The sequence below is a fragment of the Gemmata palustris genome (genome assembly GCF_017939745.1).
Classification (GTDB): Bacteria; Planctomycetota; Planctomycetia; order Gemmatales; family Gemmataceae; genus Gemmata; species Gemmata palustris.
The window spans coordinates 1,703,726-1,721,251 of the sequence record NZ_JAGKQQ010000001.1 but is presented as its reverse complement, the minus strand read 5'-3'; the positions used below and the strand labels follow the sequence as shown (position 1 = coordinate 1,721,251).

Sequence of the window (17,526 nt, the reverse complement as noted above, 5' to 3'; positions counted from 1 at the left end):
TCGCGCCCGAACGCGATCTACGATTGCGTTCTCGCACTCGGTTCCGCTTGAGAAAACAAAGCTTTTGCGCGGCTGCTCGTTGTTACTCGGGATGCAACGGTCCTGTGAAACAGCCCGGAACAGGCGCGCAACATCTCAACAATTCCGACCGAGATTCGATCCGGAACTCATTTGAGAGTACCATGAACTGGCTCCGCAACCGCAGTACGATGACGAAGTTGAGCCTCGGATTCTGCGCGCTCTCGCTGCTCATGGCCGGTATGGGGTACACCGCGATCTCCACGATGGCGGGCATGAACGGGAACACCGAGATCCTGTACGAGCGCCACCTCAAGTGCCTGAACGCGGTCGACGAGACCGCGACCGCGGTCGCGCTGTGCGAGCGCGAGGCACGCATCACGATCTTGGCCAAGTCCCCCGAGGAGCGGAAGCGCGAAGCAGAGCACACGCGCCAGTACCTGCGGGACGTGCGAACTAATATGGACGTTGTGGAACGATTGCTCCTTACCCCCGAGTCGAAGCACACCGCGGAGGAGGTCCGGGCCTACATGCCAGAGTGGATCGACCGGATGACCCGCGTGATCGCGCTCGCCGAGGAGGATCGCGACGACGAGGCGCTAGAGATCCTTCAATCCGCGGTGCCGGCTTCCGACAAGATGGTGGCGGCTATGGCGGTTCTGCGAGAAAACAAATTCCGGATCAGCCATCGCGCGTTCGAGGCGACGACCAGCGCGTACCACGCGGCCCGGTTACAGTTCCTCGTGGTGATTGTCAGCGGGATCGCGGGCGCGCTGTACCTGGGGTACCTGATCTCGCGCGGCATCACGCGCCCGCTCGAGCAGACCGTGCTCGTCCTCGGGGCCGCGGCCCAAGGCGACCTGACCCAGCGGGCCGAGGTCCGGTCCCGGGACGAGATCGGGCAGATGGGAGAAGCCCTGAACACGGCCATCGAGCACATGCGCGCGTGCCGGGAGCGGGACGCCGATTACCAGGGGCAGATCACGGCCATCGACAAGGCTCAAGCGGTAATCGAGTTCAAGCTCGACGGCACAATCGTCAACGCGAACGCGAACTTCCTCCGGGCGACGGGGTATTCATTGCCAGAGATCCAAGGGCGTCACCACAGCATGTTCGCGGACCCGGGGTATGCGGCTAGCACCGAGTACCGCGAATTCTGGGCGCGGCTGAACCGCGGAGAAGCCCAAGCCGGCGACTTTAAGCGGCACGGAAAGGGTGGTAAGGAAGTGTGGCTCCAGGCGTCCTACAGCCCGATCTTGGGGCTCGACGGGAAACCGTGCAAGGTGGTCAAGTACGCCAACGATGTCACCCTGACCAAGGCTCTGGAGCACCAGGCCCAGGAGAACAACGTGCGGCAGGCGCGCGAGGCCGAGGAACTGCGTCACAAACTCACGACGATTGTTGCGACGGTAGACGCTCTGGCGGCTGGAGACTTTACCCGGGAGATACCGGATCTCGGGAACGACGGCGTCGGACAGATGGGAGCCGCGCTAAATAAGGCGGTGATCTCGGTCCGGACCGCGCTGGAGGGCGTGCGCGAGGTGTCCGAGCAGCTCGCGGATGCCTCGGGCCAACTGTCCGCAGCGAGCGACGAGATCTCGACCGGCGCTCAAGAACAGGCGAGTAGCTTGGAAGAAACGGCCAGCACCCTTGAGGAAATCACCGCGACCGTGCGCCAGAACTCTGACAGCGCGCAACAGGCCCGCCAGCTCGCCAGTACCTCAAGGGAGATCGCCGAGCGTGGTGGGCGCGTGGTGGGCAACGCGGTCGAGGCGATGGGCGAGATCAACCACTCGTCCAAGAAAATCGCAGACATCATCACGACGATCGACGAGATCGCGTTCCAGACCAACCTGTTGGCCCTGAACGCCGCGGTGGAGGCGGCGCGCGCCGGGGAGCAGGGGCGCGGGTTCGCCGTCGTCGCCTCCGAAGTCCGTAACCTCGCGCAACGTTCGGCCACGTCCGCGAAGGAGATCAAGTCGCTGATCGAGGACTCGGTCAAGAAGGTCGACGCGGGTACCGAACTCGTCAACCAGTCCGGTGCGACATTAGGTGAGATCGTGACCAGCGTAAAGCGGGTCACCGATCTCATTACCGAGATCGCGGCCGCGGGTAAGGAGCAGTCCACGGGCATCGAGCAGGTGAACAAGGCCGTTTCACAAATGGATTCGATCACCCAACGGAACGCCTCGCAAACCGAGGAAATGTCAGCGACCGCTCAGACGTTGACGGACCAAGCCGCTCAGCTCCGCGATCTCGTCGCTCGGTTCAAACTTGGTAGCGGTGAGTTACGCGCCGCGCGTTCCACTTCTGGAACGACTCCGAGTACTCGCCCCCATCAACTCAGCCACGGGCGCTCAAATGGTACCAACAATAAATCACGGCGTCGTAGTATGAACGAATTCACCGAGTTCTAAAGTGCAGTTGTGCCGTCCGGCGCACGGCTCTCCGCTTGAATCGGCACCAATGTGTCGTCAATTGAGAAGGGCCTGTAGAGGGATAGACGCGAGCGGTGACCGCGAGCTTGTCCACCGGTCCCGAACACGGCACCCGACTGAATTAGTGTACCGAACGGGGCTCGTGCTGCAGCCAGGCCCGGCCCCCCAACTTCAAAATGCCGTTCCGAACTTCCGGGGACAAGTGCTCCGCCCGGGTGCCGGCTTCAACAGCCCGGACAATCGCGGGGCGAACGAACGGGTTAATAGTTCCCCACCCGTTCATCATCGCAAACACGCCATGCGCCCCGGTCGCCGGATCCCAGATCGCACGCGCCACAGGTCTGAACGCCGGGTCCGCCCGGGCCATACGGCGGCTCGAACGGTTCACCCACGCGGTCAATCCGACGCGATTCAGGGCATCCGGAGCGTCATACGCGAGTGCATTTAAATCGGTCGCGTCCCCGTTCTGGACGTATCGGGCGCCGGACCTAACGAGTTCTTCTTGGGTAATTAACGCCAGAGCCTTACGGGTTTCTTCCGGTTCCGTCAGATCAGCAGCGGTTGCGAGTCGCTCGGCCCCGCGCAAGGCATCGGCGAATGTTTCGTCGGGACTTTTGGGATGCGATGTGTTGAGAGCAGTCAGTGGCGCTACGTCTCGAAGAGGCCCGCGCGCGGTGCTCAATGCGTGAGAATCCAGGTTACTCGGGACCAAACCGCGGGGTTGCTCAACCGGTTCACTTGAACGAGCCGCGCCGCGGCGGTGTTCCCGCGGCTCGAATATCGTCCACCCGGCGACCGCGGCGGCAAAACAAACACCGGTGTACAGAGCCGCCGTGAGGATCTCGGTTCGCGCGCCGTGGGCACGGCCGTCGGAGGTCACTGCAAGCCCTCTGGGTACCGCGTCGGACGGGGAGCCACCCGTGAGCCAATGTTATTCGAGTGATGATACCAATGGGAGCATCTGCGGTGCAACCGGACTTGAGTCGGGCAAGCGCAGTTCGAGAAAGGGGCGACGCATTCGATTTTTTGCAACAAAGTGACGCTCACATCAGATTGGTAACTACTTTAATTTCATTGCTTTACTTTGGTAACGCCCCTTCCTCCCCGGCGCTCTTCCACGGTAGGCGGTCGTCGACCGAGGCGTGCATCGGTGCCGTAATTGGGAATGGCTGTTGCGGAATCAGCAGTGCGACAAGGGCAACCCGCTGTTCCGCGGGAAGTGCGGCAAGTTCCTTGAGCAAGCGCGCGAGTTTGGATGCTGCGGCTTCAGCGGGAGTTCCAGCACAATCGTGGGCACTTTCCGATTGCGGTGACGATTTGCCTTGTTTTTTAGGCGTTTCGTCAGTGTGCCGCTTCGTTCGCAACGAAGAGGTCGGGAGTTCGACTCTCCTTCGCTCCACTCCAAAAAGCCTTGCGAGGCAATCATTTCGGCCACCCTCCTCAACTACGCTGAGGAGGGTGGCCGAAAGCATCTTATCCCCTCACTGGCCCCGGTGAGTTCTCCCTCGTTCGGGACGGTTTTTCGCGACTGCTTTCCACGTCACATCTTCACGCCCGGTGATGGGGTGCATGGAGACGATCGGGGGCATTAAAAACCGGTGAGATCACGATGGTGGCGAAGGCGTTCATGCCCGGCAAGTGACGGGTCCCTTCGGAAATTCTGGACGGCCCAGTTGCCCAACCGCGCACACGAGTAGGTAGGGGCACTGCGGCAATCGCTACCCAATTGCGTTATAGTATACACAAGGCCGGTATTATCCAATCGGCCGCTCCTATCTCCCTGATTACACGGCTCGCCGCCGTCAGGTCCTCAAACCTCTTTCTGATCTCTTTTCGGTTGCGGATGTGTATTTATGAGGCCAGCGGACGAATCTCGGCTGTTCTGGTGAGTGGCGAGGGCGGGGACAAGATCCCCACCGGGTGCGGGTGTAGAGGCGGGGCGCGGAGAAATATTGCACACGGGGCGATTTTTCACTTGCGAGAGTGAATGTAACGGCATGATAGTAGTCATGTCTGGTCGTTCGCAAGTTCGTGCTCCCACATTACCCTAGTGAGGCCCGCCCAATGCTCCGCTCTTGTTTGTTGGCCGGTTTGTTTGCAGGTCTGGTCGTCTTGTCCGGCAGTCTCGTGGGCCAAGAGCCCAAGAAGGACGAGAAGAAGGCCGAGAAAAAGGAAGACAAGAAGGACGACGCGACCAAGTACAAAGGGACGCTCCCCGCGAACTGGAAGAAGTTGGGGCTCACGGACGCGCAAGTTCAGGAAGTGTATAAAGTGCAATCGAAGCACAAGGACGAGATCGCCAAGCTGAAGTCCAAGATCGCGGAACTCGAAGCGAGCATGCTCAAGGAAGAGAAGGCCGTGCTCACGCCGGAACAGAAGAAGCGGCTCGAAGAGATCTTGATTGGCAACGCGAAGTAGGACTCACATGGGTTTGGACCGCACTGTTCAGTTCCACGCCGGGGTGCCGGCGTGGGCCGCCATCAAAGCTCAACTCGCGCGCGTAGGCGAACCGGGCCTGATCCGCATGATCGATGGGCTTCCCGCGTTCCCGGACGAGGCCCCGGAAGCCGGGTGGCGCGAGTTGCGGATCGCGGCCGGGTCCGGCATGGTCACCGTTCGCCAAACTGCCGATTCCGTCACCTGTATCGTCTGGAGCAACGCCGACCCGGCGCTCCTGGCGGCCCGGGACCGCGTCGCGTGGGCCTGCGCCGAAGCGGGCGGCGGGGTGATCCTTACAGAGACCGGTGCCGTTTCGCCCGCCGCATTCGCGCAAGTCTCAAACATCCACCCGGAATAATCGGCACGGGCGCGCCCGGGTTCCTTGAGTTCCCCCAATCTCCGCCTATCTCCGACAGCGCCGCGGGTCGATAGTCATCAATGTCAGTGCGGTACCCCCGAACGGTTGGGCTTGTCTCGTCCGTGCGGGTTCGCTAACCTCCGCGAACTCCGGGCGACCGGACTTTCCGGCTCGCACGGAAGAAGGGACCATCTCCGTGAACGTCACCGTGCGGCAACTGGCCGAGTGGGTGCGAGGCGAAGTCCTCGGTGACCCGGAACTCGCGATCTCGAACGCTCGCACTCTGGGCGAAGCGCAACCCGGCGATATTACCTTCGTCGAGAACGAGAAAAATCTGTCCGCGTGGCACACCAGTAAGGCGTCCGCGGCCATCGTACCGGCGTCGGTGCCCGTGAACGGGCGCCCGATCATTCGGGTCGCCGACCCCCTCATGGCGTTCGCCAGTATCGTGCGGCACCTGCGGGCCCGGCCCACCGCGCCCCACGGCGACGTGTCGGCCGCGGCACACATTCACCCCACCGCGAAACTCGCGCCCGGCGTCACCGTCGGGCCGCTCGCGGTGATCGGGGAGGGCGTGGAAGTGGGTGCGAATTCCGTCATCCACGCCGGCGCGACGATCGGGCGGTTCTGCAAAATTGGCAGTGAAACCACGATCCACCCGCGCGTCGTGCTCTACGACGATTGCGTGCTCGGCGACCGCGTGATTCTGCACGCCGGGGTCGTCATCGGGGCCGACGGGTTCGGCTACCGCACCGCGCGCGGTGTTCACATCAAGGTGCCCCAGTTGGGGTGGGTGGAGATCGAGTCGGACGTCGAAATCGGCGCGAATTCGACCGTGGACCGCGGCACCTTCGGCCCGACGCGGATCGGGGCCGGAACGAAGATCGATAACCTCGTTCAGGTCGGGCACAACTGCCAGATCGGGAAGCACAACTTGTTCTGTAGTCAGGTCGGGGTCGCGGGCTCGGCCGCGACCGGCGATCACGTCGTTCTCGCGGGCCAGGTCGGGATCTCCGATCACGTGAAACTCGGCGCGCGGGTCGCTGTCGGGGCGCAGTCGGGCGTGCCGGCGGACGTGCCGCCCGATCAGCACGTGTTCGGTTCGCCGGCCACCCCGCTCCAGGAGCAGATCCGCATGCACTTCGGCTTGCGCCGGTTGCCGGAACTGCGCGAGGAAGTGAAACAGATTAAAAAGCGCCTCGACGCGGGGTCCGTTAGAAATGATGACTGACCCGGTGACACTCGGTTCCAGTAAGGATCGCGTGCCCACGCGCGCTCCCGTGGGACTGTTGGCCTGTGGGGGGCGGTTCCCCGTTGTGTTCGCGGAGAAAGCACGGGAACACGGCGTCCCGGTGATTTGCGTGGCCGCTGCGGGCATGGCCGATCCCGCCCTCCGCACACTTTGCACGGAATTCACCTGGCTCCGGCGGATGTCCCTGGGCACGGTCATTCGGGCGTTTCGGCGCGGCGGGGTGCGCGAGTGGACGATGGCCGGGAAGTTCGAGAAGCGCGTGATGTTCCGGCCGTGGCGGTGGGTTCACTTCGTCCCGGACTGGCGGATGATCCGGTTCTGGTTCTTCCGCGGGCGGAAGACGAACACCGATGATTCGATCCTGCTCGGCTTCATCGACGAGTTCCGGGCGGAAGGTATGGAGTGCGTTTCGGCCCTGGACCTGTGCCCGGAGTTGCTCGTGAGTGAAGGCGTGTTGACCCGGCGCCGCCCGTCGAAGAGCGAAGAACGAGACATCGCGTTCGGCTGGCACCTGGCCCGCGAAATGGGCCGATTGGACGTCGGGCAGAGTGTCATGGTACACGAGCGCGCGGTGCTCGCGGTCGAGGCGATCGAGGGAACGGACCTCGCGATCCTCCGCGCCGGCGAACTGTGCCGAAAGGGTGGGTTCGTTGTCGTAAAGGTCGCCAAGCCGGAGCAGGACCGCCGGTTCGACGTCCCCACGGTCGGAACCCAGACCATTGAGACGATGCGGCGGGCCGGGGCAACCGCGCTGGCGATCGAGGCCGGGCGCACGATCGTCATCGACCAAGCGGCGACGGTCGCGCTCGCCGAGAAGTACGGGATCGCGATCACGAGTCTCGTTTCTCCTGCCGCGTGAGTTAAGAGTCGGCGATTTGTGTATTTCCGTCAACAATGAGTGGCGAGCGCTGTTCCCTTTCTGCCGATCTTCCGGGTATAACTAACGCAATGCCTGTCGGGGGGGTCGGGGCCGAGCTCGCCCGTTGAAACAACACCGGGACCGGTTCCTCGCCCGTCGGAACCGTCTCGTTCTTTCTGGCTCACCTCCAGAAAGCGGATTGAAATACGTATGGGGTCGATGTCATTTCTGTTGCCGAATCCCCTGCCGGGTACCGCTGCGGCGGTGCTGGGAGAGGCGTGCGTCGCGAGCGTCGGGTACCACGATCTCACCCCCGGTCCGACGACCGTTGAGGTCACCGACGGGCGGCTGGTTCTGACGCGCCCGCAGAACGAGAGCGGTTACCTGTTCGTCCCGTGGCCGGTCGAACCGTTCGGTACCCTCGTGGTCGCGACGACGACGCTCCGCGAGCGCGACGAACCGTACCGGCTGTTGGTAGAACTCGCACGCGGGAAACTCAACCAGGTCCGAACGCAGACCGCAGAGTGGCAGTCGATCGGGCTGCGAACCGCCCCGGAATTCGAGCGCGCGATTTTGGACGCGAGCCGGCAATTCGGGCGCGCGGTCCTGGCACCGACCCCTGCGGAATCCGACGCACTCGCCACTCGCGCTCTCGAACAGGCCCACGCCCTCGCGGACCAGCTCGCGCGCGAGTACACCGCCCAAATGCTCTCGACGCGCCACAAAGACGAGGGCCAACTCGATACGCGCTTCGCGGCCCGAACCCTGCGCCCGCCGCGGCGGGCCGCGGCCGAAGAGTACACCCGCGCGTTCACGGCCGCGTCGGTTTCCTTTCGCTGGCGGGACATCGAGCCGAACGAGTCCCAGTACGACTGGGCCGAACCGGACGCGGCGGTCGCGGCGGCGTGCGCCGCGGGGCTGCCGGTGACGATCGGGCCGGTTATCGATCTCTCGGCCGGGATGATTCCGGGGTGGGCCGCGGGGTGGGCCGCGGACCTGCCGACGCTCGCCGCGTGCATGTGCGACTTCCTCGAAACCGCGATCAATCGCTACAAGAGCGACGTGCGGCGCTGGGTCGTGTGTGCCGGGTTCAACCACGCCGACGCGCTCGGCCTCGTGGACGACGACCGGCTCCGGCTCGCGTTCCGGCTCTTCGAGGCGGCGGCCCAGGTCGATTCCGGTCTCGAACTGATCCTGAGTGTCGCGCAACCGTGGGGCGAGTACCTCGCTACGGACAAGCAGACGATTTCACCCCTCACGTTCCCCGACGACCTCATTCGTGCCGGCGTGCGGCTCTCGGCAGTGGAACTGGAGGTCCGCGCCGGGGTGCGCCCGCGCGGGAGTTTGCCCCGCGACCTGCTCGATACCGCGCGCCTGCTCGATGTGTTCGGGATGCTGGGGTTGCCGTTAGAAGTTGTGCTGAGTTTGCCCTCGTCGGACGAACCGGATCGCGAGGCGGAGCAGGGGCAATCGGTGTGGCACCCGGGCTGGCGGGCGCGCCCGTCGCCCGAGGGTCAGGCCGAGTGGGGAGCGTCGTTCGCGGCCCTCGCTCTCTGCTGGCCGCAGGTTCGCACTGTCACCTGGGATCACTGGTCGGACGCCGAACTGCACCTCGTTCCGCACAGTGGACTTTTCGATGCGAGCGGTCGGGCTAAGCCACTTCTTGCCCGCCTGCGGGCGCTCCGCACCGCGCACCTCGAACCGGAACAGTAACAAAACAAATTTCCCGCGTGTCATTTCCCCTCCGGTCGTAGGGCGCGAGAGGGGCACGTTTCCGGTCTCCACAAGTTATTGTGGAGAAATAGGTTGGCGCAATCGAGAATGCTGCCGGTCTTCTATCCGTTCGACTCTGTGCCTAAATTTTGGGCATTCACCCGGAACTCATACCACGTCATTCGCGAGTTCGGGTATAACTTGTCGTTACTGACTCGTCTACTCTGTGGGCTGCAGAGAACAGTCCACCCTACCGACGAAGAAGAATTGCGCCAATTTCGCAAAAGCGCGACGAATGTAGCACGCTCGGGGCAACTAACTTGTGCCAGTTTCGCGCACCAACGCCGCGGCTCCAAAATCCGTTAGGATTGAAAGCGAAGGTACTCGAAGGCGTGTAGTAGCTGCGGACATTGGCGACCCGCTCTCGCGGCGGTATGAAGGAGTTTTGTGAGTTGGGTTCGGATACCCATACGTTTCGGACTCGCTAGCCAGCAATTTCGCGATCCGTTGGTTCAGTGCTTCGGGTACCAGGAGGTGCGCCGATGACGGAGGGTGAACGCCATGCGCAACCCACGACCGGGCGTGCTCACGCACCGGGCGCGCCCCGTGCCGTAGCCGGGTACCGGCTGCTCCGCCAAATCGGTGAAGGCGGAATGAGCGCGGTCTTTCAGAGTTACGACATCGCAGCCGGGCAACCGGTCGCGGTGAAGTTGCTCGCCGATCACCTATCGGGGCAGCCGGAATTCGTCGGCCGGTTTTACCGCGAAGCGCGCCTGAGCCGCGTTCTGGAGCACCCATCCATCGTTCAAGGGTTCGCCTCCGGCTACGACCCGGACGTGAGTAAGCACTACCTCGTTTTAGAGTACATCGACGGCCCCACGGCACACGGCGCGCTCGCCCGTTTGGGCCGGCTGTCGGTGGGCATGGTGGTTCGCATTGGCATCGACATCGCCTGTGCCCTCGAGTTCCTCCACGACCGGCAGTACGTCCACCGCGACGTGAAGCCCGACAACATCCTGCTGCACCCCAACGGGGTGGCGAAACTGGCCGACCTGGGGCTCGCGAAGCGGCTCAACGACGATTCGCAACTGACCGCGATTCACCAGGGCGTGGGGACGACCTACTACATGCCCTACGAGCAAGCGGTGAACGCGAACCTCGTGGACGGCCGGAGCGACCTGTTCGCTCTGGGGGCGACGCTCTATCACTTGCTCACGGGCCAAGTTCCGTTTCCCGGGGCGACCCACGACGAGGTCATTCGCGAGAAGGCGCACGACTCGTTCCGCCCGCTCCGGTCCTTCAATCCGGGAGTGCCCACGGAACTCGCGGACCTGATCGAATCGCTGCTCGCGTGCGACCCACGGGCACGCATCCAGCGCGCCGGGCGCTTTGCGGAAGCACTCATTGGGACCCGTCTCGCGACGAAGCTCCCGGCGTTCGCCGAGGGTCCAACGCACTCCGTGGCGTGCCTCGACCCGACGCCCGAAATGCCGACGCGCACCGACCACTGTACGCCGATCGAGAAGCCCGCGGTCCCGCCCCAAGCCGGCTCGGGCACTCGGACGGACTCGCCGACCCCGAAGCCCCGAACCACTGGCTGGCCCTGGATCGTTGGGACTGGCGCGGTCCTGCTCGCTTTGCTGGCCGGGCAGTGGGTGCGCTCGCGCACCGTACCAGCGCCGAACCCCCAATTCCGCGCGACGGCGGTGCAGGGAACTCCGGATGGTCTCTTCCCGAGTTCCCAACAATAATCACCCCTGTGGCCGGTTCAATTCGAACGGCCACTCGAACCGTGGTGATTGATGTCGGTCGGCACTCGGTCCCCCTCCTCGGCGCGGCTCTGTCTCATTTTGGCCGCCGTGCTGTGGAGCCTCGGTAGCGTGTTCATGCGATTGCTCCGGGAACCGCTCGGTCTCGGGTTGAACGACCCACTTCTCACCCCGCTCCAAATTGCGTTCTACCGCGGGCTGTTCGGCGGACTGGTCATGCTCGCGCTGGTTCGCCGCACGGAGATGACGTTCCGGCCGCTGATGCTCGGAATGGTGGCCGCGTTCGCGGTGATGAGCGGTATGTACCTTTCCGCACTCGACGGCCCCGCGGCGAACGCGATCTTCCTCCAGAACACCGCGCCCGTGTGGGTCTATCTCTTCGCGGTGCTGGCCCTCGGCGAACGCAGTGACCGGCGCGGGTGGCTGGCGGTGCTACTCGCAGCGCTCGGCGCGGCCGTGATTGTGACCGGGAACTGGCCGCGCAACGAATCGTCCGACGCCGACGGAACCCAGCACAACAAGCAGATGCTCCAACTGCTCCTGGGCCTGGGAAGCGGGGTGGTGTACGCACTCGTCGTGCTGTTTCTTCGGGCGCTGCGGGCACATTCGGCCGCGTGGCTGGTGGCCATCAACCTTCTCGGGTCCGCTGCGGCTCTCGGGCTGTTCGTGCTGCTGAGTGACGGGTCCGCCGCGTTCATCGAGTGGGTGACGGCACCGAGCGCGCGTCAAATCGCGGTACTCGTGACGTTCGGCGCGTTCCAGATGGCGATTCCGTACTGGTTATTCGCGCGGGGGCTCCGCACGGTTTCGCCCCAAGAAGCCGCTCTCATTACGCTCATCGAGCCGCTCATCAATCCGGTCTGGGCGTACCTCATCACGCCCCACAAGGACACGCCGAACGAGTGGATGTTCCTCGGCGGCGGGCTGATTTTGCTCGCGCTCGTGTGGCGTTACTTGCCAGTACGAATGAAAAACGACTTCACCGCAGAGCACGCGGAGAACGCAGAATTGAAACAAGACAAGCCGCGGGAGTGATGGCATAATGCGGTTCCTCGCAAGAGCACTTACTGTTGGACCCCGCCATGCCGCCTCTCCACATCGCGACGTTCGCGTGTGACGTCACCCCGCCCGAAGATCACCCGCTGTGCGGTGGATGGATCACGCCCGTTCGGGGCGTGGACGACCCGTTGAAGGCCCTCGGCGTTGTGCTGCTCGGCGCCGGGAAACCGGTCGTGTTGTGCGCGGTCGATTGGACCGGGATACGCAACGACGCTTTTCGTACTTGGCGTGCGGCACTTGCGGACGCGGCACACACGACGCCCGAGCACGTGTCGCTGCACTGCGTTCACCCGCACAACGCGCCCTTCGCGGACACTGGGGCCGAGAAACTCATCGCGGCCGCGAACGCGCCGAAATCCCTCGACCTGAGGTTCTTTGCCGAGTGCGTGAAGGCGTCCGCGGCGGCGCTCAAGACATCGCTCCCGAAAGCGGTCAAGTTCACGCACATCGGCACAGGCGCGGCGGACGTGAAGGAGGTCGCGTCGAATCGGCGGGTACTCGGCGACGACGGCAAGGTGAAGTTCACTCGCACGAGCGCGACCAAGAGTAAAGAAGCGCGCGACGCCCCCGAGGGGTTGATTGACCCGAAATTGCGCACGCTGAGCTTTTGGGACAGTGATCGCGCGATTGCGGCGCTGCACTTTTATGCGTGCCACCCGATGAGTTATTACGGCGACGGGCGCGTGAGCGCGGACTTCTGCGGTCTGGCCCGGCAGAAATTCCAGGACGAAACGAAGGTCTTTCAGGTGTACTTCAACGGCTGCGGCGGGAACATCACCGCGGGCAAGTACAACGACGGCTCCAAAGAGAACCGCCCGGTTTTGCGCGACCGCGTATACACCGCGATGGCCGCGGCCTGGAAGGACGCGAAGCGACTCGAAGTCAAGGAATGGGACTGGCGGTTCGAGTCCGTGAAGCTGTCACCCCGAAAAGAACCGTCATTCGGTGAAGTTGAGAGCACAAAAGCACTGAACGACGAGAAGTCTACGGCCGCGAAGCGAAACAACGCGGCCTATCAAATCGCCTGGCTGAAGCGCAAAGACACACCGATTGAGGTGAACTGCCTCGACTTCGGCGGGAAGGTCTTCAACCTCTTCCTGCCGGGTGAGGCGTTTGTCGAGTACCAACTCGCGGCTCTCAAAATGCGCGCCGATGCTGTGGTGAATGTCGCGAGCTACGGCGACGACGGGCCGGGTTACATCCCCACCGCAAAAGCCTACCTCGAAGGCGGCTACGAGCCGACTGTCGCGCTCGCTGGTCCCGATTCCGAAGACACCCTCACGACCGCGATGCGGAAATTGCTGAAAGCGGAGGGGAAGCCATGAAAACGCTGCTCGTACTGACCATTGGGCTGATTCTCGCTGCACCCGCATTTGCGGCCGACGCTCCCGCGCCCGCGTACAAGGCCGGGGTCGCGGTGAAGGTCATCACGCCGACAGAAGCCGTGTGGATGGCCGGGTACGCTTCCCGCACGAAGCCCGCGGACGGCAAACTCCACGACCTGCACGCGAAGGCGCTCTGTCTCGAAGACGCTACGGGGAAGCGGCTCGTGTTGGTCACGACGGACCTGATCGGTATCCCGCGCGAACTGGGCGAGCAGGTCGCGGCCGAGGTCGAAAAACAGCACGGCATCAAGCGAGACGAGCTGATTCTGAGTGCGTCGCATACGCACTCCGGCCCCGTCATTCGCGAGAACCTCGTCGATATGTACCCGCTCACGAAGGCGGACGCGGCGAAGATCGATGCGTACACGAAGAAGCTCAAAGACGACCTCGTTGCGGTGGTCGGCGCGAGCGTGAAGGATCTGCGCCCGGCGTCGCTCAAGTACGGCAGCGGTAAGGCCGGGTTCGCGGTGAACCGGCGCGAGCAAACGGAGAAGGGCGTTACCAACGGGAACAACCCGAAGGGGCCGGTCGATCACGCGGTGCCGGTGCTCGTGGTTGAGGGCAAGGACGCGCGCCCGCTGGCCGTCGTTTTCGGCTACGCCTGTCACAACACCACGCTCGACTTGCAGCAGTGGTCCGGCGACTTCGCCGGCTTCGCGCAGATTGCCGTCGAAAAGGCACTACCGGGCGCGGTTGCGATGTTCTGGACCGGGTGCGGTGCGGACGCGAACCCGCTCCCGCGCCGGAAGATCGAGCTCTGCGAGCAGTACGGTCAGGAACTCGCTGAAGCCGCGGTGGGGGCGCTCAAGACCGCCAAACCCGTGACCGGAAAGTTCGCAGCGAAGTACGAAAAGATCACACTGAAGTTCGAGTCGGTGCCGACTCAGGCCCAACTCGCGGCCGACAGCCTCAGCAAGACCCTCGCAGTACAGAAGCGCGCGGAACGGCTCCGCAAACAGCTCGAAACGAACGGCAAGATCGATGACACCTACCCGCACTACCCGGTTCAAACGTGGGCGCTCGGCGACCAAGTGTTGTGGGTCGCACTCGGGGGAGAGGTCGTCATCGACTATTCGATTCGATTGAAGAAGGATCTCTCCACGGATCGCGCTCTCTGGGTGATGGGCTATGCGAACGACGTGATGGCGTACATCCCGAGTGCGCGCGTTCTGAAAGAGGGCGGCTACGAGGCGGATTCGTCGCAGATCTATTACGGGATGCCCGGGAAGTGGAGTTCCACAATCGAAGGCGCGATCGTCGGTAAGGTGAAGGAACTCACGGCACAAGTGGCCGAACTGCCGAAGCCGCCCGGCGCGCTGTCACCGAAAGACGAACAAGCCACGTTCAAGATCCCGGACGGAATGAAGATCGATCTGGTTTCGAGTGAGCCGGACATTGTTGATCCCGTCGCGATGTGCTTTGACGAGAAGGGGCGCCTCTTCGTGTGCGAAATGCGCGGGTACCCCAACGGCGGGGTCGGTACCGGCACCGAGACGCGCGGGAAGATCAAGTGCCTCGTGGACAAGGACGGTGACGGGGTCTTCGAGACGGTCACGACCTTCGCCGAAGGGCTGAGATTCCCGATGGGTTTGCAGCCGTATCGGGGCGGGTTGCTCGTCGCAGTCGCGCCGGACTTGCTCTACCTCGAAGACACGGATGGCGACGGCAAAGCGGACAAGAAAACTGTGCTGTATACCGGCTTCAACACCGCGAACATCCAGCAAATGCTGAACAGCCTGCAATGGGGCCTGGACAACTGGGTTTACGGCTGCGCGGGCAGCGACGGCGGGTCCGTGAGGTCGGCGGAGAGGCCGAATTTACCCCTCGTGTCACTTCGTAACCGCGGACTGCGATTCAAGCCACACGAACCGGGCAGTTTGGAACCGACCAGTTCCGGCGGGCAATACGGCCTCAGCCCCGACGATTACCAGCGGTGGTTCACGGCCACGAACAGCCAGCACCTCCGGCAGATCGTGCTCCCGGATCATTATTTATTGCGCAATCCGTACCTCGCGGTGAACGCGGTTACGCTCGACATCCCCGAGCACGGAGCGGCCGCGAAAGTGTTCCGCATTAGCCCGTTCGAGCCGTGGCGCGTCGAGCGCACCACGCGGCGCGCGGGCGGGGCGGACGCCAAGCGGTTCCCGACCACTGAACTCGTCCCGGGCGGGTACATTACGTCCGCGTGCAGCCCGCTTATCTATACCGCGAACGTGTTCCCGCGCGAGTATTGGGGGAACAACTTCGTGTGCGACCCCGCGAACAACCTCATTCACCGCGAGATCCTGAAAGAGAAGGGTGCGGTCTTCACCGCGGTGCGGGCCTATGAGGACCGCGAGTTCCTCGCTTCAACGGACAACTGGTTCCGGCCAGTGCATCTCACCACGGGGCCGGACGGGGCGATTTACGTCCTCGATTTCTACCGCGAGGTGATCGAAACTCCGCTGTCACTGCCCGACGACATCAAGAAGCAACTGAACCTGGAGAGCCGCGGGCGCGGGCGCATCTGGCGCATCGCGCCGAAGGATTTTGTGGCATCGAAGATGCCCGACTTCACCGTTCTAAAGCCCGCGCAACTGGCCGATGAACTCACGAGTACGAACCCCTGGCGGCGAATTACTGCCCAGCGGCTCATCGTCGAGAAGCAAGAAAAGGACGCGGTCGTGCGCGTCCGCGAATTACTCCCGAAGGCCCAGGGAATGCCGGGCCGCGTGAATTTGCTTTGGACGCTGCACGGCCTCGGTGTGCTGCGCGTGGCCGACGTGCAGTCCGCCTACGGCGATCCAGAAGTCGGCGTTCGCGAGCAGGCCCTTCGGCTCTCCGAGTCGTTCTTCGATGACGCGCCCGCGCTGCGTTCACTCGCGGTGAAGTTGGCGACCGACCCGTCGCCGCGCGTGCGGTTCCAACTTGCTCTCTCGGCCGGTGCGTTCCCGCCCGCGGACGCGGCCCAGGTGCTCGCCGCGGTGCTGGAGAAAGACGCGAACGATCCCTGGACCGTTACCGCTGCTCTCACCTCCGCGAGCGGGTGCGGGTACGAATTGCTCGAAGTACTCGGCACCAAGCGCGGAACCCCGAATCGGGCTGTCGTCACCAAAATCGCCGCGCTCGTTGGTGCCACGGGCGACACGAAGGCGATTACGAAGGTGCTGACGTTGATCGCCGATAATCCCGCTGCGGACCAGATTCAAGCGACGATCTATGAGGGGTTGGGGCAGGGGATGCGCGGTACCAAGCGCCCGCTCCCGACGTGGTGGGACAAGCCACCGGCGGGAGCGGAGGGCGTTTGCGACCGGCTCCGCAAGCGGTACGCATCGCACACAGCGCTCGTTCGCGACGAGAAACTCGAAACGCGCGAGCGCGTGCGAATCGCCGAACTGCTCGCGTTCGGCCCGTTCGACCTGTCCGGTCCGGCGCTGGCGGATTGCTTCACCCCGGCCACCCCGGGTGACCTACAACTCGCCGCGGTGAAAGCGCTCTCGGCGCACACCGACCCGAAAGTAAGTGAACTGCTCCTCAAGAACTGGGCCAGTTACGGCCCCGCCCTTCGGCGCGAGGCCCTCGACGCGCTCCTGTTACACCCCGATCGCATCCTGAAATTGCTCGCCGCGGTGGAAGCGAAGAAGGTGGCACTCACCGACTTCAGTCTCACCCAAGCTCAGTTACTCAAAGCGCACCCGAACGCCGGTGTTCGCACAACGGCGGCGAATGTTTTCAAGCAGACCGCCGACGTGGACCGCGCGAAGGTGGTGAAGGACTACGCTCCCGCGCTCGATCTCAAGGGCGACGCGATGAAAGGGAAGGGCGTGTTCAAGAAATCGTGTGCGGCGTGTCACCGCTTGGATGGGGTCGGGAACGACGTGGGCGCGAACCTGCTCGCGGCATTGCCGAACAAATCCGGCGAAGACCTGCTCGTCGCAGTGTTCGACCCGAACCGCGAGGTCGATCCGCGTTTTGTCTCTTACAACGCGGTTACGAACGACGATCGCGTGCTGAACGGGGTCGTTGCGACCGAAACGCCGACGAGCATCACGCTCCGCCGGGCCGACGGCAAAGAAGACACGATCTTACGATCGAATATTGCTTCGCTGCGATCGACGGGCATCTCACTCATGCCCGCGGGATTGGAGAAGGAACTACAACCGCAAGACGTGGCGGACTTGTTCGCTTACTTGCGTACTGCGGGGAAGTGACATTTTCCGGGCACCACTGCGGAAGACCCGTGGTGTCCGAACGGTT

The 17,526-nt window shown here is 63.6% G+C and carries 10 protein-coding genes and 1 tRNA gene; all 11 read left to right on the top strand.

The genetic code is table 11. From position 1 onward, the window contains the following. The first annotated feature begins 182 nt into the window (after window positions 1-182). The 11 genes from J8F10_RS06945 (at window position 183) to J8F10_RS06895 (ending at window position 17,480) form a co-directional block, all read left to right on the top strand. Window positions 183-2,435 (top strand): methyl-accepting chemotaxis protein, encoded by a 2,253-nt coding sequence (locus J8F10_RS06945; protein WP_210653119.1) that lies wholly within the window; start codon window positions 183-185, stop codon window positions 2,433-2,435. A 1,310-nt stretch (window positions 2,436-3,745) separates the two neighbouring features. Beyond that, window positions 3,746-3,855: transfer RNA gene (locus J8F10_RS06940), tRNA-Ala, on the top strand. 665 nt (window positions 3,856-4,520) lie between these two features. Continuing rightward, window positions 4,521-4,874 (top strand): hypothetical protein, encoded by a 354-nt coding sequence (locus J8F10_RS06935; RefSeq protein ID WP_210653118.1) that lies wholly within the window; start codon window positions 4,521-4,523, stop codon window positions 4,872-4,874. 7 nt (window positions 4,875-4,881) lie between these two features. Beyond that, window positions 4,882-5,253, top strand: a complete 372-nt coding sequence (locus J8F10_RS06930) for a hypothetical protein (protein WP_210653117.1) — start codon at window positions 4,882-4,884, stop codon at window positions 5,251-5,253. Window positions 5,254-5,449: 196 nt separating this feature from the next. Continuing rightward, window positions 5,450-6,484: a UDP-3-O-(3-hydroxymyristoyl)glucosamine N-acyltransferase gene (gene lpxD, locus J8F10_RS06925; RefSeq protein WP_210653116.1), complete on the top strand. Its 1,035-nt coding sequence runs from the start codon at window positions 5,450-5,452 to the stop codon at window positions 6,482-6,484. Next, window positions 6,474-7,364: an LpxI family protein gene (locus tag J8F10_RS06920; RefSeq protein WP_246523000.1), complete on the top strand. Its 891-nt coding sequence runs from the start codon at window positions 6,474-6,476 to the stop codon at window positions 7,362-7,364. The genes lpxD and J8F10_RS06920 overlap by 11 nt, the downstream gene beginning before the upstream one ends. A gap of 219 nt (window positions 7,365-7,583) precedes the next feature. Next, entirely contained in the window at window positions 7,584-9,077 is a 1,494-nt protein-coding gene (locus J8F10_RS06915; RefSeq protein ID WP_210653115.1) for a hypothetical protein, read from the top strand. Window positions 9,078-9,619: 542 nt separating this feature from the next. Then, window positions 9,620-10,828, top strand: coding sequence for a serine/threonine-protein kinase (locus J8F10_RS06910; protein ID WP_210653114.1), 1,209 nt, complete (start codon window positions 9,620-9,622; stop codon window positions 10,826-10,828). 51 nt (window positions 10,829-10,879) lie between these two features. Further along, on the top strand, window positions 10,880-11,881 hold the full coding sequence (locus tag J8F10_RS06905) for a DMT family transporter (RefSeq protein ID WP_210653113.1): 1,002 nt from the start codon (window positions 10,880-10,882) through the stop codon (window positions 11,879-11,881). Window positions 11,882-11,928: 47 nt separating this feature from the next. Continuing rightward, entirely contained in the window at window positions 11,929-13,230 is a 1,302-nt protein-coding gene (locus J8F10_RS06900; protein ID WP_210653112.1) for a hypothetical protein, read from the top strand. Further along, window positions 13,227-17,480, top strand: coding sequence for a neutral/alkaline non-lysosomal ceramidase N-terminal domain-containing protein (locus tag J8F10_RS06895; RefSeq protein ID WP_210653111.1), 4,254 nt, complete (start codon window positions 13,227-13,229; stop codon window positions 17,478-17,480). Before J8F10_RS06900 ends, J8F10_RS06895 begins: the two co-directional genes overlap by 4 nt. Window positions 17,481-17,526 lie beyond the last annotated feature (46 nt).

Coding starts and splice junctions, on each gene's coding strand:
- J8F10_RS06945 (WP_210653119.1), top strand. CDS start 183: ATGAACTGGCTCCGCAACCGCAGTACGATGACGAAGTTGAGCCTCGGA.
- J8F10_RS06935 (WP_210653118.1), top strand. CDS start 4,521: ATGCTCCGCTCTTGTTTGTTGGCCGGTTTGTTTGCAGGTCTGGTCGTC.
- J8F10_RS06930 (WP_210653117.1), top strand. CDS start 4,882: ATGGGTTTGGACCGCACTGTTCAGTTCCACGCCGGGGTGCCGGCGTGG.
- J8F10_RS06920 (WP_246523000.1), top strand. CDS start 6,474: ATGATGACTGACCCGGTGACACTCGGTTCCAGTAAGGATCGCGTGCCC.
- J8F10_RS06915 (WP_210653115.1), top strand. CDS start 7,584: ATGTCATTTCTGTTGCCGAATCCCCTGCCGGGTACCGCTGCGGCGGTG.
- J8F10_RS06910 (WP_210653114.1), top strand. CDS start 9,620: ATGACGGAGGGTGAACGCCATGCGCAACCCACGACCGGGCGTGCTCAC.
- J8F10_RS06905 (WP_210653113.1), top strand. CDS start 10,880: ATGTCGGTCGGCACTCGGTCCCCCTCCTCGGCGCGGCTCTGTCTCATT.
- J8F10_RS06900 (WP_210653112.1), top strand. CDS start 11,929: ATGCCGCCTCTCCACATCGCGACGTTCGCGTGTGACGTCACCCCGCCC.
- J8F10_RS06895 (WP_210653111.1), top strand. CDS start 13,227: ATGAAAACGCTGCTCGTACTGACCATTGGGCTGATTCTCGCTGCACCC.